Annotated in this window: 20 protein-coding genes and 3 pseudogenes; 19 read left to right on the plus strand and 4 right to left on the minus strand. The window is 31.2% G+C overall.

Annotation, left to right across the window (positions count from 1 at the left end):
- The first annotated feature begins 11 nt into the window (after window positions 1-11).
- Window positions 12-572, plus strand: a complete 561-nt coding sequence (locus PQF83_RS06845) for a hypothetical protein (protein ID WP_002163645.1) — start codon at window positions 12-14, stop codon at window positions 570-572.
- A pseudogene (locus tag PQF83_RS06850) lies at window positions 565-639 on the plus strand (alpha/beta hydrolase); the annotation flags it as partial. The gene PQF83_RS06845 and the pseudogene PQF83_RS06850, both read left to right, overlap by 8 nt.
- A 100-nt stretch (window positions 640-739) precedes the next feature.
- Here PQF83_RS06850 and PQF83_RS06855 read toward each other — a convergent pair.
- From PQF83_RS06855 to PQF83_RS06865, 3 genes are all read right to left on the minus strand, one after another.
- Window positions 740-1,756, minus strand: coding sequence for a D-alanyl-D-alanine carboxypeptidase family protein (locus PQF83_RS06855; protein ID WP_001160077.1), 1,017 nt, complete (start codon window positions 1,754-1,756; stop codon window positions 740-742).
- Window positions 1,757-1,937: 181 nt separating this feature from the next.
- Window positions 1,938-3,095: a sensor histidine kinase gene (locus PQF83_RS06860; protein ID WP_001243301.1), complete on the minus strand. Its 1,158-nt coding sequence runs from the start codon at window positions 3,093-3,095 to the stop codon at window positions 1,938-1,940.
- Entirely contained in the window at window positions 3,085-3,780 is a 696-nt protein-coding gene (locus tag PQF83_RS06865; RefSeq protein ID WP_001038815.1) for a response regulator transcription factor, read from the minus strand. Before PQF83_RS06865 ends, PQF83_RS06860 begins: the two co-directional genes overlap by 11 nt.
- Before the next feature lie 192 nt (window positions 3,781-3,972).
- On the opposite strand from PQF83_RS06865, the gene yqeK reads away from it, so the two are divergent.
- The 14 genes and pseudogenes from yqeK (at window position 3,973) to PQF83_RS06935 (ending at window position 16,496) form a co-directional block, all read left to right on the plus strand.
- Entirely contained in the window at window positions 3,973-4,581 is a 609-nt protein-coding gene (gene yqeK / locus PQF83_RS06870) for a bis(5'-nucleosyl)-tetraphosphatase (symmetrical) YqeK (RefSeq protein ID WP_000965880.1), read from the plus strand.
- Window positions 4,582-4,593: 12 nt separating this feature from the next.
- Window positions 4,594-5,155 (plus strand): annotated as a pseudogene (locus tag PQF83_RS06875) (DUF3885 domain-containing protein).
- Window positions 5,152-5,889: a phosphorylase family protein gene (locus PQF83_RS06880; protein ID WP_000218304.1), complete on the plus strand. Its 738-nt coding sequence runs from the start codon at window positions 5,152-5,154 to the stop codon at window positions 5,887-5,889. The pseudogene PQF83_RS06875 and the gene PQF83_RS06880 overlap by 4 nt, the downstream one beginning before the upstream one ends.
- Before the next feature lie 15 nt (window positions 5,890-5,904).
- A complete protein-coding gene (locus tag PQF83_RS06885; protein WP_000446311.1) occupies window positions 5,905-6,540 on the plus strand; it encodes an SDR family oxidoreductase in 636 nt (211 codons plus the stop codon).
- 102 nt (window positions 6,541-6,642) lie between these two features.
- A complete protein-coding gene (locus PQF83_RS06890) occupies window positions 6,643-7,491 on the plus strand; it encodes a GNAT family N-acetyltransferase (protein ID WP_000617075.1) in 849 nt (282 codons plus the stop codon).
- 251 nt (window positions 7,492-7,742) lie between these two features.
- Entirely contained in the window at window positions 7,743-8,285 is a 543-nt protein-coding gene (locus PQF83_RS06895; RefSeq protein WP_002163643.1) for a hypothetical protein, read from the plus strand.
- Between the two features lie 441 nt (window positions 8,286-8,726).
- Entirely contained in the window at window positions 8,727-9,101 is a 375-nt protein-coding gene (locus PQF83_RS06900; RefSeq protein WP_001059029.1) for a hypothetical protein, read from the plus strand.
- 170 nt (window positions 9,102-9,271) lie between these two features.
- Window positions 9,272-11,947, plus strand: coding sequence for a M4 family metallopeptidase (locus PQF83_RS06905; RefSeq protein WP_000791133.1), 2,676 nt, complete (start codon window positions 9,272-9,274; stop codon window positions 11,945-11,947).
- A 23-nt stretch (window positions 11,948-11,970) separates the two neighbouring features.
- Window positions 11,971-12,348: pseudogene (locus PQF83_RS06910) on the plus strand (class I SAM-dependent methyltransferase); the annotation flags it as partial.
- A gap of 269 nt (window positions 12,349-12,617) precedes the next feature.
- Window positions 12,618-13,097 (plus strand): SRPBCC family protein, encoded by a 480-nt coding sequence (locus PQF83_RS06915; protein WP_000559856.1) that lies wholly within the window; start codon window positions 12,618-12,620, stop codon window positions 13,095-13,097.
- Window positions 13,098-13,276: 179 nt separating this feature from the next.
- Complete coding sequence (locus PQF83_RS06920; protein ID WP_033671928.1) at window positions 13,277-13,618, plus strand: PadR family transcriptional regulator; 342 nt, start codon at window positions 13,277-13,279, stop codon at window positions 13,616-13,618.
- Window positions 13,615-14,127: a hypothetical protein gene (locus tag PQF83_RS06925; RefSeq protein ID WP_002163641.1), complete on the plus strand. Its 513-nt coding sequence runs from the start codon at window positions 13,615-13,617 to the stop codon at window positions 14,125-14,127. The genes PQF83_RS06920 and PQF83_RS06925 overlap by 4 nt, the downstream gene beginning before the upstream one ends.
- Window positions 14,127-15,581, plus strand: a complete 1,455-nt coding sequence (locus PQF83_RS06930) for a serine hydrolase domain-containing protein (protein WP_000751421.1) — start codon at window positions 14,127-14,129, stop codon at window positions 15,579-15,581. The genes PQF83_RS06925 and PQF83_RS06930 overlap by 1 nt, the downstream gene beginning before the upstream one ends.
- 105 nt (window positions 15,582-15,686) lie before the next feature.
- The gene (locus PQF83_RS06935; RefSeq protein WP_000472661.1) at window positions 15,687-16,496 is read left to right on the plus strand and encodes a MerR family transcriptional regulator; all 810 of its coding nucleotides are present in this window, start codon (window positions 15,687-15,689) and stop codon (window positions 16,494-16,496) included.
- Window positions 16,497-16,587: 91 nt separating this feature from the next.
- Here the strand turns inward: PQF83_RS06935 and PQF83_RS06940 are convergent, their stop codons facing one another.
- On the minus strand, window positions 16,588-17,814 hold the full coding sequence (locus PQF83_RS06940; RefSeq protein WP_000772537.1) for an MFS transporter: 1,227 nt from the start codon (window positions 17,812-17,814) through the stop codon (window positions 16,588-16,590).
- Between the two features lie 422 nt (window positions 17,815-18,236).
- Here PQF83_RS06940 and PQF83_RS06945 point away from each other — a divergent pair, with 422 nt between their 5' ends.
- The 3 genes from PQF83_RS06945 to PQF83_RS06955 all read left to right on the plus strand — a co-directional run bounded on the left by PQF83_RS06945 (window position 18,237) and on the right by PQF83_RS06955 (window position 20,958).
- Window positions 18,237-19,166 carry a serine/threonine protein kinase gene (locus PQF83_RS06945; protein ID WP_000608205.1) on the plus strand — a complete coding sequence of 310 codons (930 nt, stop codon included), beginning with the start codon at window positions 18,237-18,239 and terminating at the stop codon, window positions 19,164-19,166.
- Window positions 19,163-19,915, plus strand: a complete 753-nt coding sequence (locus PQF83_RS06950; RefSeq protein ID WP_001003851.1) for a class I SAM-dependent methyltransferase — start codon at window positions 19,163-19,165, stop codon at window positions 19,913-19,915. The genes PQF83_RS06945 and PQF83_RS06950 overlap by 4 nt, the downstream gene beginning before the upstream one ends.
- Before the next feature lie 248 nt (window positions 19,916-20,163).
- Window positions 20,164-20,958: a VOC family protein gene (locus tag PQF83_RS06955; RefSeq protein WP_000628024.1), complete on the plus strand. Its 795-nt coding sequence runs from the start codon at window positions 20,164-20,166 to the stop codon at window positions 20,956-20,958.
- Window positions 20,959-21,041: the final 83 nt, after the last annotated feature.

Consider the following 21,041-nt stretch of genomic DNA (forward strand, 5'->3'; position numbering starts at 1 on the left):
GGGGGAAAATGATGAATAAAAAGACGAAAATCATTACAATTGCAGCTGTTTCAGGAGGAGGTAAAACTACTGTTACAGAAGGGTTAACTCATAAGTTAATGAATTCAAAAGCACTATATTTTGATAGCTACACCTTTGATAATTGTCCTGCAGATATTTGTAAATGGATTGATGATGGAGCAAATTATAATGAATGGGTACTCACACCATTAATTAAGGATATTCAGCATCTTATACGAGATAGTAATGTAGATTATATTATTTTAGATTATCCTTTTGCATACTTAAATAGTGAAATGCGACAATTCATTGATGTAACCATATTTATCGATACACCTTTAGATATTGCGATGGCTAGAAGAATTTTGCGAGATTTTAAAGAAGATGCAATGAGTGAAATACATAATGATTTAAAGCATTATATAACATATGCTAGAAAAGCCTATTTGGAGGCGCTTCATACTGTAAAGCCAAATTCAGATATTGTTTTGGATGGAGCTTTATCTATAGATGAAATAATTAATCAAATTGAAGAAGAACTTTATCGGAGAGAAGTGATCGTTCATGGTTAAATGTATAGAGGAATATGTACAAGTTGATGATTTTAAAATGTATTCAAAAGTATTTCAAGGAAAGAAGTTGTAGCCTGTTTCAGCGAATTTAATTGGGAGAGGACTATAGATTTAGAAAACGGCTTGCACTGTAAATGCAAGCCGTTTTTTATATATAAGAAGATTTCCTAGTTGAAATCCTCGGATTTTCTTTGACGTATATGTAAGAACATTAAAATTGTTATAATGAAGAAAATCAACAATGTTTGTATAATCAAATTTTTAAACTGAAGCAAAACTGTCCAAGATGTAACAGCATCTTTAAAAGCTTGGAGTGCAGAGTATGAAGAAGGATCAAAGCCGTACTGAAGTAACTTTTTTGTTTCAATAAAAGTGCTGTTTTCATTTTCGGCGTCTAATATTACTGAAATAAGTCTAGTATCTCCTCGTTTTGCTGTACTGACAAAACTATAATTACCATTAGTTGAAAAACTAGTTTGTAAGCCATCAACACCTTGGTGTTTAATGTTTTTATTAAGGGAATATATCATTTTATTGGTGTTGAAAACTTTCGTATCTTTGAAGGTGAACTGGTAAGAGGTTAGTTTTGTAACGTTCAGTACATCTGGAAAGTCTGTTACTAATTGTGTTGCTAGTTTAGCAACTTCAATTGCTGTTGTAGTTGAAAGTTTATTTGTATCGTTATTCATTCCAGTAGCGTTTAGAAACGGAGATGATTGTGATAACTTTAGGTGTTTTGCTTTTTCATTCATTAACTGTGTGAATTTATCTTCGTTTCCAGCGATATGTTCTGCAAGGGCAAGTGCGGAACGATTATTGCCTGTTAGTAACAATGCATGTAGTAAATCACGAACCGTCGTTTTATCTTTCGAAGTTACTTGTATAGGACTCGTTTCTGCTCGGAAAACTTCGTTACTTATTTTTACTACTTCATCTAACTGTATATTTCCTTCATTCAGTTGTTCTAGTGTGATATATTCAGTCATTAATTTAGATAAAGTAGCCGATTGTATAGGAGTTTCTTCATTTTTTGTATAAACAACTTCACCTGAATGAGCATCTATTAAAATAGCTGATTTAGCTTGAATAATTGGGCCATTTACATAAAGATAAAAATATAAAACGATAAGTGCAGTAATAACAAAAGATAATAATAAAATTGTGAATTTTTTTAAGAATTGCATAAGCGATCCTCCTATTATGACATCGATAATAATATTGTAAAAAGGAATGCTTAATTAGGAAGAAAGAAAAGGTAAAGAATTTCTAAAGAATTATAAAGGATTATTAAATTTTGGATGTTACTGGAAAATAAAAGGTCCAATTTCTTATATCGTAAGAAATTGGACCTAAAATTAAGCTGTATTAACATTTATATGGTTGTAGTTTTACAGTGAATGTTGTTTTTTTGTCATCACTATACACTTCAATTGTTCCTTTATGCAATTCGACAATACTCTTTGCAATTGCCAATCCGAGTCCAGATCCACCAGTGTTTGTAGAGCGCGATTTCTCAACACGATAAAAACGTTCGAAAATATGAGGTAAATCGGTACTTGGAATAGGTTGGCCGTAATTGGTTATATCGATTGCAATCATATTATTACTTTCATAAGCAGTAATATCAATATAATCACCATCGTTACCGTAAGCGATAGCATTAATAATTAGATTTTCAAATACGCGTACTAATTTGTCTCCATCAGCTAATACCATTAACTTCTTTGATGGGAAAAAGGGGCGACAATCAATATTAGCCTCTTGAAGCTGTATTCGAAATTGAACTGTTAATTGTCCAAGAAGTTCTACAATATCAATAGGGACAGAATATAAACTTAATTCTTTATTTTGAACACGTGTATATTCAAACAGATCATTCATTAATGCATTAAGACGAGTTACTTTATCGTAAATGACTTGTATATAATGACGTAATTCCACTTCATCTCTATAATTATCATGGTGGATTAAGTTCACGTATCCAACTATAGAGGTAAGAGGAGTACGTAAATCATGCGATACATTTGTAATCAGTTCGCTTTTTGCTTGTTCTGCCTGTCTTTCTTCATCAATCGAGACTTTCAATTGTTCAACAATTTGATTAACCCCGCTTGCTAACTCTTCTAGATAATTATGGTTTACGATAGAAACTTTATGATTGAAGTTTCCATTTGCAATATAGCGAATCTCTTCTATCATTTTTTTAATACAAGTTTCATAGTAAAGCTTTCTTTCATGACGATAAAAAATGTATAGGTAGGATGAGAAAATAGAAAATAAAAATAAATAAGAGACAATCATCATCCATAGAGATTCTTTTATTCCTTTATATTTTTCATAACCAAAAATTCTAATGAATTCTTTGCCAAGTTCGCTTAACGTAAGCGAACTCTCAATTACACTCGTAACGAGGCGATATATAATTAATTCAGTAATAGGAGTGAGTGTGATAGCTAATAAGAGCCAAAAAATAAGTTTCCATTTCGGGATATCTTTTAATATATCAAATGCTTCATTTCTCAATTTTATAGCCTACTCCCCAAACAGTATGAATAAATTTTTCTCCATTCATTCCTGTTTCAAGCTTATCTCGTAAATTACTAATGTGGACCATTACAGTTTTATTTGAACCATAACCATCTTCATTCCAAACACGTTCAAATATTTCTTCAGAACTAAATACTCTTCCTGTATTACTCGCAAGTAAATATAAAATATCAAATTCAATAGATGTAAGCTTAATATATTCGCCATTTACTTTCACAGTATGATTATGTTTGTGTATTTCAGCAGAACGAATGCGAATCATACCATCTTCATTCTTTTGGGAAGTGGCATTTTGGAAAGATGATCGTCGTAGCAAAGCTTTCACTCTAGCTACTAATTCTAATGGATTAAATGGTTTAATCATATAATCATCGGCGCCTGTCATAAGTCCTAATATTTTATCCATATCTTCTGCTTTTGCACTCAGCATAAGAATAGGTACAGTATTATTTTCACGAACTTCTTGGCAAACTTCTAATCCATTTCGTTTTGGCATCATAATATCTAAAATCATAAGGTCAACTTCATATGTAGAAATCATTTGTAATGCTTCATCGCCATCATATGCTTTATAAATGTTATAGCCTTCATTTCGCAAATAAACAGCAAGTAATTCAACAATTTCTTTATCGTCATCAATAATTAATATATTTTTATTCATTATGTAGTTCCTTTCCTTACAAATCATTAACATTACTATAATATCAAACATTTATGTACTTGTAGCGATGATTCTGTATAAAATTTCATGTAACGTATTAAAAAAGGGATTACAACATTTATAACGAATACAAAACACAAGGATATTAAGATTATATATTATATTGAAAGTTAGTTTTAAGGAGGATTTACTATGTTATATAAGGAGATATATTCATTTTCTCCAACTGGAAAAATAGAAAATGATATTAAAGATTTTTTATTAAAATATAATCAGAAGCCTACATATAAACATTCAATTCGTGTAGCAAATGAGGCGAGGAAAATTGCAAAAATGTTTTATGAAGATGAAGAAAAAGCAGCGATTGCGGGATATTTACATGATATTAGTGCAATTTTTCCAAATGAAGTACGGATTGTAGTTGCTGAAGAATTTGGAATAGAGATATTAGAAGAAGAACGAAAATTCCCAATGATTATTCATCAAAAACTTTCGAGAGTAATCGCAAAAGAGATATTTAAAGTGCATGATGAAGAGACTTTAGATGCAATTTGTTGCCATACCACACTGCGTAAACATGCAACGAAGATGGATTTAGTGTTATTTGTTGCTGATAAAATAGAATGGGATCAAAATGGGACACCACCATACTTAGTAGAAGTAAAAAAGGGGTTAGAAAAATCTTTAGAACATGCAGCTTTTGCATATATTTCATATTTGTGGGATAGAAAAGATACGTTGAAAGTTTTACACCCTTGGCTAGAAGATGCATATTGGCAGTTAAAAGAAATTGTAGAATAGAAAGAATATAAAATACAGTTAAAAGAATATATGAATGAAATATTTACTGGGGTTACATTAGTACCATACATATAATAAACACTTATTTGAAGATATATTTTCAAAAGAAGATAAAGTGTTTTTAATAGCAAATGTTTATTGACTTAAAAAGGGAAATATAAAAAATCCACAGAAAATAAATATATAGTCTATTTATTCAAAAAGAGATTTAAAATATCATACAAGACAAGAAACAATACTTTTTTATTTGAAGATGAAGAAACTGACTTGTATTGTACATATCAATTTTCATTAAAATATTTCGCTGGTGATATAAAGTATAAACGACTTATTAAAGCGGCGAATCATGAAGATTTACCAGATCTTTATCCTCGTTTAGGACGCAAAAAAAGAAATTTCTTATCCAGATGTATTTCTCATAAATGCAACAAAAGATATTATCATGTTTATGCATGATGATAGAGGAAGTGAAGTAATTCCGAAGAATAAAGAAACAATACGAAATTTATATGAGAAATATAAAGAGTGGATTCCAGATTATAAAAGAGAAAGCATAGATAAATTATTTAAATGACAGTGAGGGAAGTGAAGTTTGTAATGAAACGTATTGCAATCGTAGCCGCTTGGGAACCTGAACTTACGTATTTGCATCAATCTTATCCAAGTGAACGCATTGAAAAAAGAGCCGCTTGGGAATTTCATTTTCATACTATAAATGATCTGGAAATTATTTCAGTTATAACTGGTGTTGGGAAGGTAAGTTGTGCTAGTTGTGTACAATTATTAATTAGTGAGTTTCAGCCGGATGAGTTGTTTATGACAGGGATATGCGGGAGTTTATCAAATAAGGTGAAAAATGGTCATATTGTAGTGGCACTGAACGCAATACAACACGATGTCACTGCTGCTGGTTCGGGTGAAGATGTTTTTAACTTATATAATGGTAGAACAGCACCTATTGAAACAACAAAATCGCTTGTAAGAAGAATAAAAAAAATACGATCTTATGATCCGATTCATTTCGGTACATTTTTATCTGGAGATCAACGTATCCGTAGTTCAGAAATGAGATATTTACTGCATACTGTATATGGAGCATTAGCGGTTGATCAAGAAGTGGCAGCTTTTGCTTATGTGTGCCAAATCAATAACAAACCTTTTCTATGTTTAAAAGCTGCTTCAGATCAAGCGAATGATAAAACGAAAGAGGAACAAAAAATCTTTAAAATGTTAGCATGTGAACGAGCGTGTGAGCATTTAATTGCTTTTTTACGTGTATATGAGATTAATGTAGTAAATCATAGATAGTAAGAGGGGTTAATATTGGAAAGTACAAATAAAATAGCTATTTTGGGTGCAAACGGAAAAGCGGGGAAATTCCTTGTAAAAGAAGCGCTAGATAAGGGGTATCAAGTAAAAATATTAACAAGAAATTCTAATAATATCAAAATAACAAATGAAAATATAGAGATCATTAATGGAGATGCACGTGATTTTGCTTCAATACGCAAATTACTTAAAGGGTGTGGAGCTGTAATTAATGCAGTAGGTCAACCCAAAAATGAATCTTATATTTTTAGCACAGTAACGAAGCATATTTTAGAAGCAATGAAGGAGTTTGAAATAAAAAGATATATTGTAATTTCCGGAGGCTCTTTAAATGTTACAGGAGATCAAAAGGGAATTGTAAATAAAATTGGAGCTACCTTATTTAAAGTTTTTTTATCAAAAATGATGCAAGATAAATATAAAGAATTACAAATTATCCAAAGTAGTAAAGTAGATTGGACAATTGTTAGATTACCATTTGTTATAGAGGGAAATGGTATTGGACGTATAAACGAGAGTTTAGTAGATATGCCAGGAATCAAAATTCAAAATAGTGATATTGCACCATTTGTTATAAAACAAATTAATAGTGACAGATATGTAGGGAAGTGCCCGTTTATTTCAAATTAAATGGTAGGATTAAAAATTAAAGAATGATGGGTAGAGTGGAGCTAGTACATTTTATGTATTTGTATGTTAAGTTTAACACGAGTAAGTGGGGGATAATTTTATATGATTCAATACAAAAGATGCAGTGAAGTAAATATAGATTTAGTGTATGAAGCTTTTAGAGATGGGTTTTCAGATTATATTATTAAGATGGAAGTTTCAAAAGAAGATTTTATAAAAAGATTTTTTGGAGCAGAAGGGAATTCGTTAGAACACTCGTTTCTTTCTTTAGACGGTGACAAGCCAGTTGGTGTAATACTTGGTGGGATAAAGGATTATGAAAATATAAAAACAATGCGCTGCGGTACATTAGCGGTTCATCCGAATTATCGTGGTGTTGGTGTGAGTCAAAAGTTATTTGAACTGCATAAAGAAGAGGCGCTTCAAAATGAGTGTAAGCAACTTTTTCTTGAAGTCATTGTAGGTAATGACCGAGCGATTCGTTTTTATAATAAATTAGGCTATGAAAAAGTGTACGATCTATCTTATTATAATTTAAAAGATATGACTAAAATAATACATAAAGAATGTAAAGGAATTGAAATAAAACAATTAGAATTCCCTGCTTTTAAAGTTGAAATTCAGAAATGGTTACACTTCCATATAAACTGGCAAAATGATATGGATTATATCGAAAAAACAAATCATACATTTTATGGTGCATATGTCGATAATGATTTAAAAGGTTCTATATGTATGAATGAACAAGGTAAAATTAGTTTTATTTTTGTAGACAAAGATTATAGAAATATTGGTGTTGGGACGAATTTATTACAAGTAGCAATTGAAGAATTGAAGTTGTCCACGTTAACTATTGGCTTTCCTAATAATAGTTTGCTAGAAGGATATTTAAAAAAAATGGATTTCGAAAAGAGTTCATTAGAACAATATGAAATGTACTTTTTATTATAATAAGCGAAAGGAGATATTCTTTTCGCTTATTATTTTTTTATTTTAAATAATATAAGAATCACATTAAAAATGTGTGCAAAGATAATAAATTTTTTAAAGTAAAATAAAATCGTAAAAAATGCAACTTGCTTTATTGAAAGAAAGGACCATATTCTTGAATAAAGAAGCAAATAAATAACTTCTGAAATGTACAATCGTTGTATAGTTTTTAAAAGGAGATTCATTTCTTATATGAGAAGGGAGAGGCGATTTTGAACTTAAAATATGAGAAGGGTATGGGCTCAGAAATAAATGATAAAGTTTATTTGAGTAAAGGATGGGGTTATGTTGCAGCTGTTTCCCTGTTACCATATGCAATTTTAAAGTCTCTTTGGGCATGGGGATCGACGGTAGGACTTACAACAAAGCAAGCTGTTCAAAGTGTGACAGGATTTGGTGAAACATTACAGGAAGGATCCTCCTTTTTATATACGCTATATACCATTGGAATAGACTTCACAGCTCTCTTAGCAGTACTTGCATCTTTATTTGCTATAGCGCTCGTTACTTCATGGGGAGAGAAGCTACCGAGATGGTTATTAATCATATCAGGATGGGCAGTTGGAGTATTCACAGTTATAGTTAGTTTCTTAACAGTGTTTCAATTTTTAGGAATACTTCCTAAAGGATACACCGAAGGATTGGCTATTTGGGTATATGTGGTGACATATGGCGGATTATTCTTGTGGGGGATAACTGTATTTATGGCGACTCTGTCGTTCCAGCATCGAATGAAAACTAAAAGGAAAAAATAAACAATTTACTATTATTGTATATCTTAAATATTTTAACTATGGAGGAAGTTTTTTATAAATAGTTGAGGCTGAAGTATTCTGCTTAGTCGTAGGCATGCAGTTTATTTATTTTTATACTACTGTTTACTATATTGAGATTTATGTTAAGTCGGATGATAAACTTTGCACCATAAATATGTGGAGAAGAGCGAATGTAGATTCGTTCTTTTTTATGTATAAAAAGTAAAATACCTATCAAATTTGAAAGGAGTGTATATGCATCTAGACTGCCGTTTTGTTTGATATGTTTTCCTCTCGTGGACATATTGAACTTTCTATTAATGAAAGAGCTTTGGTTTTGTTTATTCTTAAGTTGATTTTTAAATTATTACTTTTATGATGATATTATATTTTGTATAATATTCTTTTTTTATGTAGAATAGATAGGATGGAGGGGATGAAATGAATAATGGATTAAAGTTTAAGATTTTTGAATTGCATTCTTTCGTTCAAAGAACTTATTCTGATATGAAAATAGCATGTGATATTGCTATTTATCAAGAAAACACTTCTAAATATTTAATTTCATTAGGTTTTTTAAATAAATCATACATGACTTATATAGAAACAAAAAGATTTTATCGTGAAAATGAAGAGCTTGTAAGTGTAGAATTTGATAATTTCTTTGATACATATGATATATTAGAACAGGAGTTAAAAAAAGTTATTTCAACTGAAGATAAGAATCCTTCATTGTTACATAGTAGATTTGATCAGTTTCAGCAGAAAGTTGAAAATATAAATGACCTAATAAAAGTAATGCAAAATGCTCGTTAATGAATGCTTTTTCTGTTTTATATAGAAATTATGCATTAAAAATATATTAGGGGTATTACATATTGAAGAGGTGACTTTTGTTGATTACAGAAGTCATCTTTTTAAATTAGAAATAGATTGTATAAATTTTAGTAATTTCATATTTTAGGAAATCATAAGAGGAAAATAACATGAAAAATAAAAAAGAAATAGCTATAGTTGCATTAACAACAGGATTAGCTTTAACAAGCATAGTACCATACGAGATAGGTTATGCGGAGGAAACGGATCAAATGCAAGTTGATATTCAAGAGGATTCGTTCCGTACAGGTGAACTTACAAAACCATCACAAAAAACGCCAGAGAACGTAGTGAAAGATGCACTTAAGGAAAAGACGGAACATGCTTTATCTCCAAAACAAGTTAGTGGAGACAAAGGGGTAGATTACAAGGTTCTTCAAAAACGTGGTTCATATGATGGGACTACACTTGTTCGTATGCAACAAATATATGAAGGAAAAGAAGTATATGGACACCAATTGACTGCTCATGTAGATAAAAAGGGTATTATTAAAAGTGTTTCAGGGGAAAGTGCACAAAACTTAGAAAAAGAAGATTTAAAGAATCCTATTAATTTATCAAAAGAAGAAGCAAAGGAATTTATTTATACGAAGTACGGAAATGATATTCAATTTATTTCTGAGCCAGAAGTTAAGGAAGTTATTTTTGTTGATGAAAATCGTGGGCAGGCTACAAATGCATATCAAGTTACATTTGCAGCTGCCACACCAAACTATGTATCTGGAACTTATTTAGTGGATGCTCATAGTGGTGATATGTTGAAAAATATGGTGCAAGAGTCAGATTTAAAAGTAAGTGAAGAGCGTGTTGAAGCTATTCAGGAGAGTAAAAAAAGTAATTTTAAATCATTAACCGGGACTGGAAAAGATGATTTAGGAATAACTCGTACATTTGGTATTTCTGAACAAAGTAACGGGAAGTATGCGCTTGCCGATTACACAAGAGGGCAAGGAATTGAGACGTACGATGTAAATTATAGAGATATTACTTTTGAAGATAAATATTATCCTGGTATATTAACAACTAGCACATCAACAACATTTAATGACCCAAAAGCGGTAAGTGCTCATTTCTTAGCGACAAACGTATATGATTTTTATAAAGACAAATATAAGCGTAATAGTTTTGATAATAAAGGAAAAAAAGTAGTTTCAGTTGTACATGCATGGGATTCTGGAGAAACAAATGATCCTAAAAATTGGGGGAATGCATTTAGCGCTAATATTAACAATGTTAGTATGCTTATATATGGTGATCCAATGGTTAGAGCGTTTGACATAGCGGGCCATGAATTTACACATGCGGTTACATCTAGTGAATCTAATCTTGAATTTTTTGGAGAATCCGGGGCAATTAACGAGGCATTATCTGATATTATGGGAACGGCTATTGAGAAATATGTAAATAATGGAGAATTTAATTGGACAATAGGAGAACAAAGTGGATCCGTTCTCCGTAATATGAAAGATCCATCTTCAGTCAAATTTTTTGATGGAGTACCGTATCCGGATGATTATAGTAAATTCAGTGATTTAAACGGAGAGGATAATGAGGGCGTTCATTTTAATTCAAGTATTATTAATAAAGTCGCATATTTAATTGCACAAGGTGGTACTCATAACGGTGTAACTGTAAATGGTATTGGTGAAGATAAAATGTTTGATATTTTCTATTATGCAAATACTGATGAATTGAACATGACTTCTAATTTCTCTGAATTAAGATTAGCTTGTCTTAAAGTTGCAACAAATAAATATGGGGCAAATTCCATTGAGGTTGAAACGGTCCAAAAAGCTTTTGATGCAGCAAAAATTAAAGGAACCGTGAAAGAAAACGAAAAAACTGAGGCAAACCAAGTCCCAGAGCTAACAGTACCGCCAACAATTACACTACGTGTCGGTGATAAGTTTGACCCAATGAGCAATATAAAAGCTATTGATAAAGAAGATGGTGATTTAACAAATCGAGTAGAACATAAAGGTGATGTAGACACTTCGAAACCAGGCAAATACATTGTGGAGTACTCTGTCGTTGATTCTCAAGGTGGGAAAGCAACGGTAACACAGACTGTAATTGTAGAGGGAGATGGAGAAACATCAGATCTAAAACCTACATTAACAGTTCCTATTGCAACGACAATTACTGTAGGAGAATCATTCGATCCGATGGCAAAAGTAAAAGCTATTGATAAAGAAGACGGTGATCTTACTTCTAAAGTAAAAGTTGAGGGGGAAGTAGATATCTCTAAAATCGGTACTTACATAGTAACGTATACAGTTACAAATTCTAAAGGCCATGAAGAAATTGCGAAACAAACTGTAACAGTCACAGGTAGAGAAGAAGTTAAGAATGACATACCAATACTAAAAGTACCTTCTACAACTACAATTACTAAGGGAGATGAATTCAATCCAATGGTAGGTGTATCAGCTACGGATAAAGAAGATGGTGATCTTACTTCTAAAGTAGTATATAAAGATATTGGAGATACCACTAAAGTTGGTACTTTTGAAATAATATATAGTGTCACAGATTCTGTAGGTAATAAGGTACATGCCATACAAAAAGTATTAGTGAAGGATACAGACGCTAGCAAAGCTAAAGGTAGTACTAATAACAGTAATAACGGTAATATCCAAAACAACAGTAATTCCGATAAAAAAGAATCTACATATAAAGAGCTTCCAAACACGGGGGGCAGTACAACTAATAGTACAACAATGGGCTTATGGATGGTTTTTGCAGGTATAGTGTTCACTTTAGTTCGCAAATTTAGAAAAATATAAAAGTAGATAGTACAGCTTATTTGTTTGAAGAAGGTGTAAGAGCTGCTGAAATTTGCTATGAATTTTTAAAGCAAGAGGGGCATATGCGGTGCGGTGTTCCTGATGCATTTTTCCGAGATGAGACGTACCAAAAGATAGTTCAAATAGGTGGACCTGGCCCAAAAGATCACCCAGCAGCAAGTCATAAAATTGTTCATAATTATAAAACTTTAACGAAAATGTTTGAAACTGCTGGATTTGAGGTAGTTTTGCTTGAATATTGTGATGAAAATGGTCAGTTTTATTATAATGAATGGGATGCAAACGACGGTGTTATTTTCCGTTCGAAAAGGTATGATTCTAGAAATAAAGGTGATAAACTTGGTTTTCCATCGTTAATTGTTGATGCGATTAAGCGGTAAATCATTCAACAAAAACAGGAGTAATTCTATAAATTTATGAGTCGCAAATGCGGCTCTTTTTATTTGAGCGTAAGTCTATATTTTGGGAAGAAACGTGCATAAATGATATTTATTTTTCAAGATTATTTAAATTGATTTAGAAAAGATTAAAATTTTTCTCATCACGTTTAACTTTAAATTACTACTTCGTTTATATAAAGATTTATTTTATATTTATATTCGTGTAAAATAAATTAAGAACATACATTCTATATAGGGAGGCAATCAATATGATAGCTGAAATCGGGAAACTAACTAATGGATATATTGTAAAATTTGAACGTCATTTTTCATATTCGATAGAAGAAGTTTGGTCAGTTTTAACAGAAAATAGTAAGTTAAAAAAATGGATGTCCAATTTGCAGATTGAAAGCCTTAAAACAAATGGTGTAATAAAGTTCGACATGATGGATGGTTCATTTATAAATATTGATATTATAGAGTGTCAACAAAACTCAGTGCTTGAATTTACTTGGGATAAAGATCGGGTCCGATTTGAAATACATAAAGAGGATAATGGAACCCTTTTACTTCTCCAAGAATATATTCACGAATTAACTGATCATACACCGAAAGATATAGCTGGTTGGCATATTTGTTTAGATCTTTTTTCTGCCGTTCTAGAAGGAGAAGAAAAAGAATTTTCTAAAGATAAATGGCAACAATGGTTTGAAATATATAAAGATAAGGTTCTTGAAGTAAGAGGGTAACAACGTTAAAAGTTATATTAATTATGTAATTATTATATTATAAAAATAATTATTAAGATTAAAAATGGTTGATGAGTGGTATTGTTTGTTTGTTAATCTTTTTGTTTTATTGTCTGTTTTTTTGCATTTAACAGAAATATATACTTGAATGAAGTATATATTTCTGTTAAATTTATCCTATGGATAGAACGAGTTTAATTAAAGGGCATTTAGAAATGTGTGTATTATCTATTTTGTCAAAAAAGAAAAGTTATGGTTATGAGATTATGAAAGAGCTAGAAGTACACAATTTAAAGTTGAAAGGAGTAGGAAGTATTTATCCAATTTTAACTAAGTTAAAAAATCAAGATTGGGTTAATACTTATCAAGAAGTAACAGACAGTGGTAAAGTTAGAATTTATTATGAAATTAATAAAAACGGTAAAATACGTCTTGAGAAGAAAATTAATGAGTGGTTAGAATTGCAATCGGATATTCAAACATTATTAAAAAGCGGTTTGAAAGGAGACCTTCTGAAATGAGGAATAGATTGATAGGTAAAGAAAAGCAATTTTTAACAGACGTACTAAAAGAATTAAAGCAATACGATATTAGTTTAGAAGAAAGGGAAAATATTAAGCGACAAATATTAGAACACATTCAAGAATGTCGTGAACATGGTGAAGATAGTATAGATGATTTAGGTACACCTCAATTATTTGTTCAAGATTTTTTAGAAATAAATGAAATTGATTTACAAGTCAAAATGACACAACTTCAAAATGAAAAAGGGAAATTTAACACATTTATGTTCCGCAGCATATTCATCGCAGTTATTACTTACCTCATCTCGCAAACTACATTTTCAATATTTTTAACTGAATCATTTAATTCAATTAATAGTAAAAATACATTTAATTATAATATTTTATATCGCATATCAGAGAATCAATGGTGGAACTCATTATTAATAATGAGTAGTTTTACAATCTCTGTAGTAGTATTCATTAGTTTAGTAAATTATAAAAAAAGAAAGCTATCTAAAGTATAATGAAGAAAACTATCTATAAATTATTCCAAATATGTATTCTTTGTAATGTATTAGTATTATGTATCGTTCATCCAAAAGTGTATGCCCAGCAAAATATTAAAGCTACTTTAGATAAGTATATTGAAGAATTTATAAATGAACAGAATATTCCAGGAGCTGCTGTTGCAATTGTACATAATAAAGATGTATTCTTCACTAAAACGTGGGGGATTACTCGAGAATCTGAAAAAAAGGTAACTAGTAAAACTCCATTTGCAATCGGCTCAATAAGTAAATCTTTAACAGCTTTAGCTATTGTGAAATTAATAGAAGATAAAAAAATAAAATTAGAGGATCCCGTTCAACGATACCTCCCCTGGTTTAAACTAAAAGATTCTCAAATATCCTCAACTATAACAATCCAACATCTACTAACTCATACAAGTGGAATAAGCACATATGAGGGCTTATTATTATCAGATAAGCAATCCAAAAGTTCTACAGCATTAAAAGAAAATGTAATGAAGCTTTCAAATGTAAAAGTAACTGCTTCACCAGGTGAAAAATATCAATATAGTAATGCAAATTATATTGTGTTAGGCGCACTTATTGAAGAAGTTACAAATGAAACATATTCATCATATATGGAAAAGTATATTTTTCAGCCATTAAATATGAATGGTGTGGCAGCAAGTAAAGAAACTGCATATGAAAAAGGTTATTTAACGGGTTATCAGTCGTGGTTTGGCATACCAAGAAAAAGTGTAGTGTCCTATGATAATGCCGGGGCACCATATGGTTATATTACCGCGAATTTGGAAGATATGATTCAATTCATTATGTTTTTGAATCGCCAAGAAAATCTTCAATTTTTAAAGCAAGAAAACATGGATCTTTATCTTTCACCACTTTATAAAATAAATTCAGAAAAAAGTTATGGTTTTGGATTAAGAACAACAAATATAAATGAAAGCGAAACGATGATTTGGCATTCAGGATCAACGCCCGATGCTCGTGCAGAAATATTTACTTTAAATAAAAGTGGCTGGAGTGGTGTGATTTTAACAAATAAAAATCATGTATTAGAAGAAACCGCACTATCAGAATTGAAAAAGGGGATTATTAGTATTTTGAATGGAGAAGAACCGGTTGATATCCCTAAAAACATCCCATTAATACAAATTGTTTTGTTGCTAGTTACACTTATACTTTTCATAATATCAATTATGTTAATTAAAAAGTATAAACATGTGAAAACTGTAAAAAAGGTAATTTGGTTATTCATAGGGAGTCTATTTCTACTATCATCTATTATTTTTATCCCACTGCTTACTTATAGTACGAGTTCACCATGGCGTACGATTAAAATATTTGCGGCAGATGTAGGTTTATTTACAAGTATTATAGTAATTTTATTAGCTGTGAACGGATTATTATCAATCTTTATAGGCATAAGGCGGTATAAGGATAAATAATTAAAGAAATATAATTCAAGTGTTATAAACAGTTGACTCTCACATAATGTCATTGTTTAAGATAAAGTTGAGCTTCGAAGTAGATGTAATTTATAGGAGGAAAATATGTTTAAAATAGGGGATTTTTCAAAACTATCTTCCATTAGTATTCGTATGTTGAGGCACTACGACAAAGTGGAATTATTACAACCAGTAAAAGTCAATGAGCTGAGTGGATATCGATTTTATTCAGCAGACCAATTAAAAAAAGTAAATCAAATTCAAATATTAAAAGCTATGGGGTTTAATATTAATACCATTAAAGAAATAATAGAATGCGATAATATAGATAGCATAAAAGAGCAATTTTTAAATCGTAGTGTTCAAATTAAAGAAGACATGTATAACCTCCAAAAACAATTACGTCTCCTCGAAGACTCAATGAAAACGATGAGAGAGGATGTAGTTGAGATGAATTATCATGTTTCAATAAAAGAAATTCCAGAAAGAACTGTAGCTAGTGTTAGAAAGATTATTCCATCGTATAATTGCGAAGGTGATTTATGGAGTATATTAATGCAAGAAATTCAAATGGAGAATATTAGTATTGACCATCCGAGTTATAGTATTGCGGTTTTCCATGATCGTGAATACAAAGAAAATGATGTAGATATAGAAATACAGCTAAGTATTCTAGGGAAGCACGAAAATACAAAAGACGTTACATTTAAAAATGTGGAATCAGCTAATGTAGCTTCTATAACAGTTAATGGAAGTTATGAACAGATGACAGCTGTAAATGAAGCTGCGGCAAAATGGATTGAGACAGAGGGTTACGAATTAGCAGGTCCAATGTTTAATATTTATCATGTGAGCCCAGCGATGGAATCGGATGCTAATAAATGGGTTACAGAAGTTTGTTATCCAGTTAAATGATTGTAAAGAAAAAAGGCATTATAATATGCCTTTTTTCTTTATAAACTTATCCGTAATTGCAATTAACCAATCATAGTTATCTTTCCTTCTATTATAGTTTTCGTATCGGACTATATAAAGCAATAAAGACTTCAATTAATTTAGTAAAAGCAGCTAAAGCAAATACAAAGACAGGATTATAAGCTGAAATAATACCTCCTACTAACGCTCCAAGTGGCATAGCTAATCGTGTAAGTACACGTGAAAACCCTAAAACTCTCCCTTGCATATTTGATGGAACTGTTTCCTGGCGAACGGTGGCTACAATTGTATTCCATGCAATATTGCAAGTCATTGCAATACCGAAAGCAATTCCGGGAGCAAGCCAATATCTACTCCAAAGCGCAAAAGTTAAACCAATTGCTCCAACAAATAGGAGTAATGGAATTAGAAGACCGCGTTGCAATCTCTTTTCTAAAGGAACTGCAATCAAGCTTCCTAAGAGCCCGCCTATTCCAATTAGTAAATAATTAAAGCCACTTTGTTCCGGCGTAAGTTGCAATGTGGATAGTAAATAATACATGAACACACCTAAAACCGCACTTGCTCCAAAGTTTCCAATCATAGCTTGAAAAGATAAAGCTAAATTTAAACGGTCATTTTTGAGCCATTTACATCCATTAACCAAATCAGCTAGTACATTTTGAAGTGTATTTTTATCTTGGCATTTCTTGTTTACGGTTTTCATAGACGGTAATAATATCACAGCAATTAATGTTGCAATAAATGAAAGAACATTAATCCAAAGCATCTGAAAGCCGCCAATAAATGAAATGAAAACCCCAGCTATCATTGGACCAAATAAACTAGCCAATTGATTAACCATTTGATAGAAAGAATTGGCCTTCGTTAAGGATGCTCCAGCAATTTGCGGAATGACTGTAACAGTTGTTACATCAAAAAGCATGGACATAACTGCTAACATAAAAGTAATTATGTATAAATGCCAGATTTGTAATAGATGTAATGAATGTAGTATTGGAACAAGACTTACTAAAATAATATTAGTAATATCCGCTACCAAAAGTAACTTTTTTCGATCATAACGATCAATTATTACACCAACTAAAGGGCCAAATAAAACGATTGGCAATACGTTAATAGCAAATAAAGAACTCATAATTACAGCTGAACCGGTTAATTGATAGGCAATCCAAGGTAACGCAAAAGTATATAGTGAATCCCCAATTCGTGAAATGAGTAAACCCAAAATAAAAATCTTGTATTCTTTAGTAAAAGTTGTCTTTACGGTAAGGCTACGTTCTTGCATAAGTTTCACACTGTTTATACCACCTTTATTATAGAGAAATTTGAAAATAATTCGTCCAATACTTGTCATATATAGAATTCTTTAATTTTTTGGTTAATCCTACTTTTTACATGTATTTTAAGGAGGAAATAAAAATGAAGAATGTAAAAGCAGTCTGTACTGTTTTAAATAGTATGTGTGGTTGGGGAGAGATGTAGATTACACACATAAATAAACCATAAAAATGTTATGTAAACTATTTGTGCATATGGAATATATTTTCCTTATAATTTGTATTTTATAATATATAATAGAAAGTAATTAAGGGCGGTTATTTGAAAGGAGTGATGTTTTATGAACAAACAGAAGAAAATCAAGCATGAGGTAAAAATAAATTGAGTATGCGTATCATACCTCTATCAACTACGTTCGCTCAAAGCTAGGAGCAGCACATGATAAATATTAAAATTGGAAAAAATCAATACCCATTAACATTGGCTGAGGAGCATAATTTTGATTGGTTAAAGGATGTAGAAGTGTTTACTGTGTTTGATCAGCAAGATTCAGGAAATATTAGCTTTGGTATTATTGAAAATGGAAAACGTTATTTTTTGAAGTATGCAGGTGCACGCAATTTAGAATACAAAGGCAAGATAGAGGACGCGATCCAACGATTAATGAAGGCAAAAGAAGTGTATGAACAAATTCAACATCCTTTACTAGTTCCATATATTAATCCTATTCAAATGCAAAACGGATTTTGTTTAAGGTTTCATTGGATTGATGGGGAATGCATGCACAATCATTGGGACTTTACACCGTTTGAAAAGCACCATGCACCAAATTCGCCTTTTGTTAAGCTAAGACAATTATCAGTGACGGAGAGACTTAACATATTGACACAAATTTTTGAGTTTGCAGCCTATGTGGAGTCATTAGGATATGTCATGGTTGATTTTTATGACGGTAGTATTTTATATAATTTTGAGCAATCAAAACTTACGATCTGTGATATTGATTTCTTTCAAAAAAAACCTGTATTCAATAAAGTTGGGGAGGATTTTTGGGGAGCAGGTCGTTTCAAAGCACCTGAAGAATATGAACTGCATGCACAAATTACAAGCGAAACGAATGTGTATGTGTTAGCCGGAATTGCTTTTGCTTTTATTGGCGGGAAAAATGATAAAAGCTATGAGAAATGGGAGAGCACACTAGAATTATATAATATATGTAAAAAAGCTCTACATAAAGAAAAAAATAAAAGATATCGCACTGTTCAAGCGTTTTATGAAGATTGGCTGGCATATATAGGGGAAATTGGTGGATCTTTTTCACAAAGAATCAATAGCATAAGCGTTAATAGAGGGGAAAATACAAAATGAACGAATTAGAGTACAAAAACTTTTATGATAAAGTAGGAAGAGTAAATGGTTGGGATTTTAGTAAAATAAAATGTGAAACTGTAGGAGATTCATGGGACTTTTACGGGGAAGTGAAAGAAAGATGTAAACTTTCAGACACCCTACTTGATGTTGGTACAGGTGGAGGAGAAAATGTACTTAATATAGCATCTTCAGCTAAACTGTTAATTGGAATTGATAATTCTAACGGCATGATTGAAACGGCACATTCCAATTTAAAAAAATCAGGTGTACAAAATGTTGAGTTTTTTCAAATGAATTCTGAAGCGTTAAGGTTTCCGCCTGCCCATTTTGATATCGCTTCTAGTTGTCACGCACCGTTTATAGCATCTGAATTAGCAAAAGTAATGAAACAAGGTGCTTTTTTCTTAACGCAACAAGTTTGCGAACATGATAAATTAAATCTTAAGGAAGCATTTGGACGAGGACAATGCTTAGGTGAAAGAGATGGAACTTTAAAAGAAAAGTATATGAGGGAACTTATTAGTGCGGGATTTAAAGTCATACAAGTACGTGAATATGATGTTACTGATCATTACAGTACGTCTGAGGATCTTATTTTCTTATTAAAACATACGCCTATTATTCCTAATTTTGGAGAAGAGGAAGAGGATTTTAATATTTTGCAAAAGTTCATTAAAGCTAATAGTTCTGAAAAAGGTATTCGTACGAATTCAAAAAGGTTTATGATTATTGCTGTTAAAATATAATATATTTTAGCGTAAGAGCTGCTTTTCTTGTATGGAAAAGCAGTTTTTTTATGTGAAAAAGAATGCAACGAAAACTTAAAAATATACCTTTATTGATGATGGATATTAAATAAAAAAACTCTTGAAGCTAACATATTCATACTAAAGTTGTAGTTTTTATATGGAAAATCCATCCTTCCGTTTGATTTTATCTATTTATAAGTGTAATACAATACGAATAGATAATAAGAAACAAGGGGGAATGTAATGTGATTACACATATTACAGATATAAAACTACAAACAATTTCCATAGAAGGGGTAAAACAAGTTTATAAGGACATATTATGTTTCCCCATAAAAAAAGAAACGACATCATTTATTCAATTTGAAGTAACACCGTACACTACAATTAGTTTTCAAGAAGTATATGAACCAATTGCATCTGCGCACTTTGCTTTTGAGATTTCATATTCAAAATTTCATGAAACTGCAAGATGGCTTGAAAAGTCTGGATTACTCATTGTGAAATGGAAAGATGGTCATACAATTGATGAAGAGAGTGGCCGATTCAACTTATATTTCAGAGATGGTGATGGAAATCTACTCGAAATTATCGCACATAGTTATGTTAAAGAAGATGTACTAATACCGCATTCACCATTAAACGTTTTATATGTAAGGGAGATCGGTCTTTCTGTTCAAAGTGTACCTGTTTTTACGGAATGGTTAAAATCAAATCTAGATATGAAAACGATGGAAGATGGGGATATTTTTAACTTTGTTATAGGTGGCACTGCATACATTGTCGCAACTTGGTGGCAGCGACCTTGGATCCCGATTGCGATGAAAGCTTTACCGCCGAAAGTACATGTTTCTTTTGGAACACCAGATCAAGCATTTTTACAACGCATACAAAATAACTTGAAGAAAAATAGTGTTCCATATGAATGTAAACATAATGAAGTATCATTTATTCAGCAAGGATATTCATTTACTATCTTGCATACACCAAATCTCCATGCTGATATTCCAAGTAAATTAAACTTACCGCTTTCTATTTAATGATGGAAAGCGGTAAGTTTTTTGTATAGTCGTGAAGAAGGTTTTAGCTAGGGGTATAGTGAATGTAAAGAGAAGTATAAGAT

It is taken from the genome of Bacillus sp. FF-1, from assembly GCF_028548245.1.
Taxonomy (GTDB): Bacteria; Bacillota; Bacilli; order Bacillales; family Bacillaceae_G; genus Bacillus_A; species Bacillus_A paranthracis.

What these genes read in the sequence shown, in the direction of transcription:
- PQF83_RS06845 (WP_002163645.1), top strand. Translation starts at nt 12, where the DNA reads ATGAATAAAAAGACGAAAATCATTACAATTGCAGCTGTTTCAGGAGGA.
- PQF83_RS06855 (WP_001160077.1), bottom strand. Translation starts at nt 1,756, where the DNA reads ATGCAATTCTTAAAAAAATTCACAATTTTATTATTATCTTTTGTTATT.
- PQF83_RS06865 (WP_001038815.1), bottom strand. Translation starts at nt 3,780, where the DNA reads ATGAATAAAAATATATTAATTATTGATGACGATAAAGAAATTGTTGAA.
- yqeK (WP_000965880.1), top strand. Translation starts at nt 3,973, where the DNA reads ATGTTATATAAGGAGATATATTCATTTTCTCCAACTGGAAAAATAGAA.
- PQF83_RS06880 (WP_000218304.1), top strand. Translation starts at nt 5,152, where the DNA reads ATGACAGTGAGGGAAGTGAAGTTTGTAATGAAACGTATTGCAATCGTA.
- PQF83_RS06890 (WP_000617075.1), top strand. Translation starts at nt 6,643, where the DNA reads ATGATTCAATACAAAAGATGCAGTGAAGTAAATATAGATTTAGTGTAT.
- PQF83_RS06900 (WP_001059029.1), top strand. Translation starts at nt 8,727, where the DNA reads ATGAATAATGGATTAAAGTTTAAGATTTTTGAATTGCATTCTTTCGTT.
- PQF83_RS06905 (WP_000791133.1), top strand. Translation starts at nt 9,272, where the DNA reads ATGAAAAATAAAAAAGAAATAGCTATAGTTGCATTAACAACAGGATTA.
- PQF83_RS06915 (WP_000559856.1), top strand. Translation starts at nt 12,618, where the DNA reads ATGATAGCTGAAATCGGGAAACTAACTAATGGATATATTGTAAAATTT.
- PQF83_RS06920 (WP_033671928.1), top strand. Translation starts at nt 13,277, where the DNA reads ATGGATAGAACGAGTTTAATTAAAGGGCATTTAGAAATGTGTGTATTA.
- PQF83_RS06925 (WP_002163641.1), top strand. Translation starts at nt 13,615, where the DNA reads ATGAGGAATAGATTGATAGGTAAAGAAAAGCAATTTTTAACAGACGTA.
- PQF83_RS06930 (WP_000751421.1), top strand. Translation starts at nt 14,127, where the DNA reads ATGAAGAAAACTATCTATAAATTATTCCAAATATGTATTCTTTGTAAT.
- PQF83_RS06935 (WP_000472661.1), top strand. Translation starts at nt 15,687, where the DNA reads ATGTTTAAAATAGGGGATTTTTCAAAACTATCTTCCATTAGTATTCGT.
- PQF83_RS06945 (WP_000608205.1), top strand. Translation starts at nt 18,237, where the DNA reads ATGATAAATATTAAAATTGGAAAAAATCAATACCCATTAACATTGGCT.
- PQF83_RS06950 (WP_001003851.1), top strand. Translation starts at nt 19,163, where the DNA reads ATGAACGAATTAGAGTACAAAAACTTTTATGATAAAGTAGGAAGAGTA.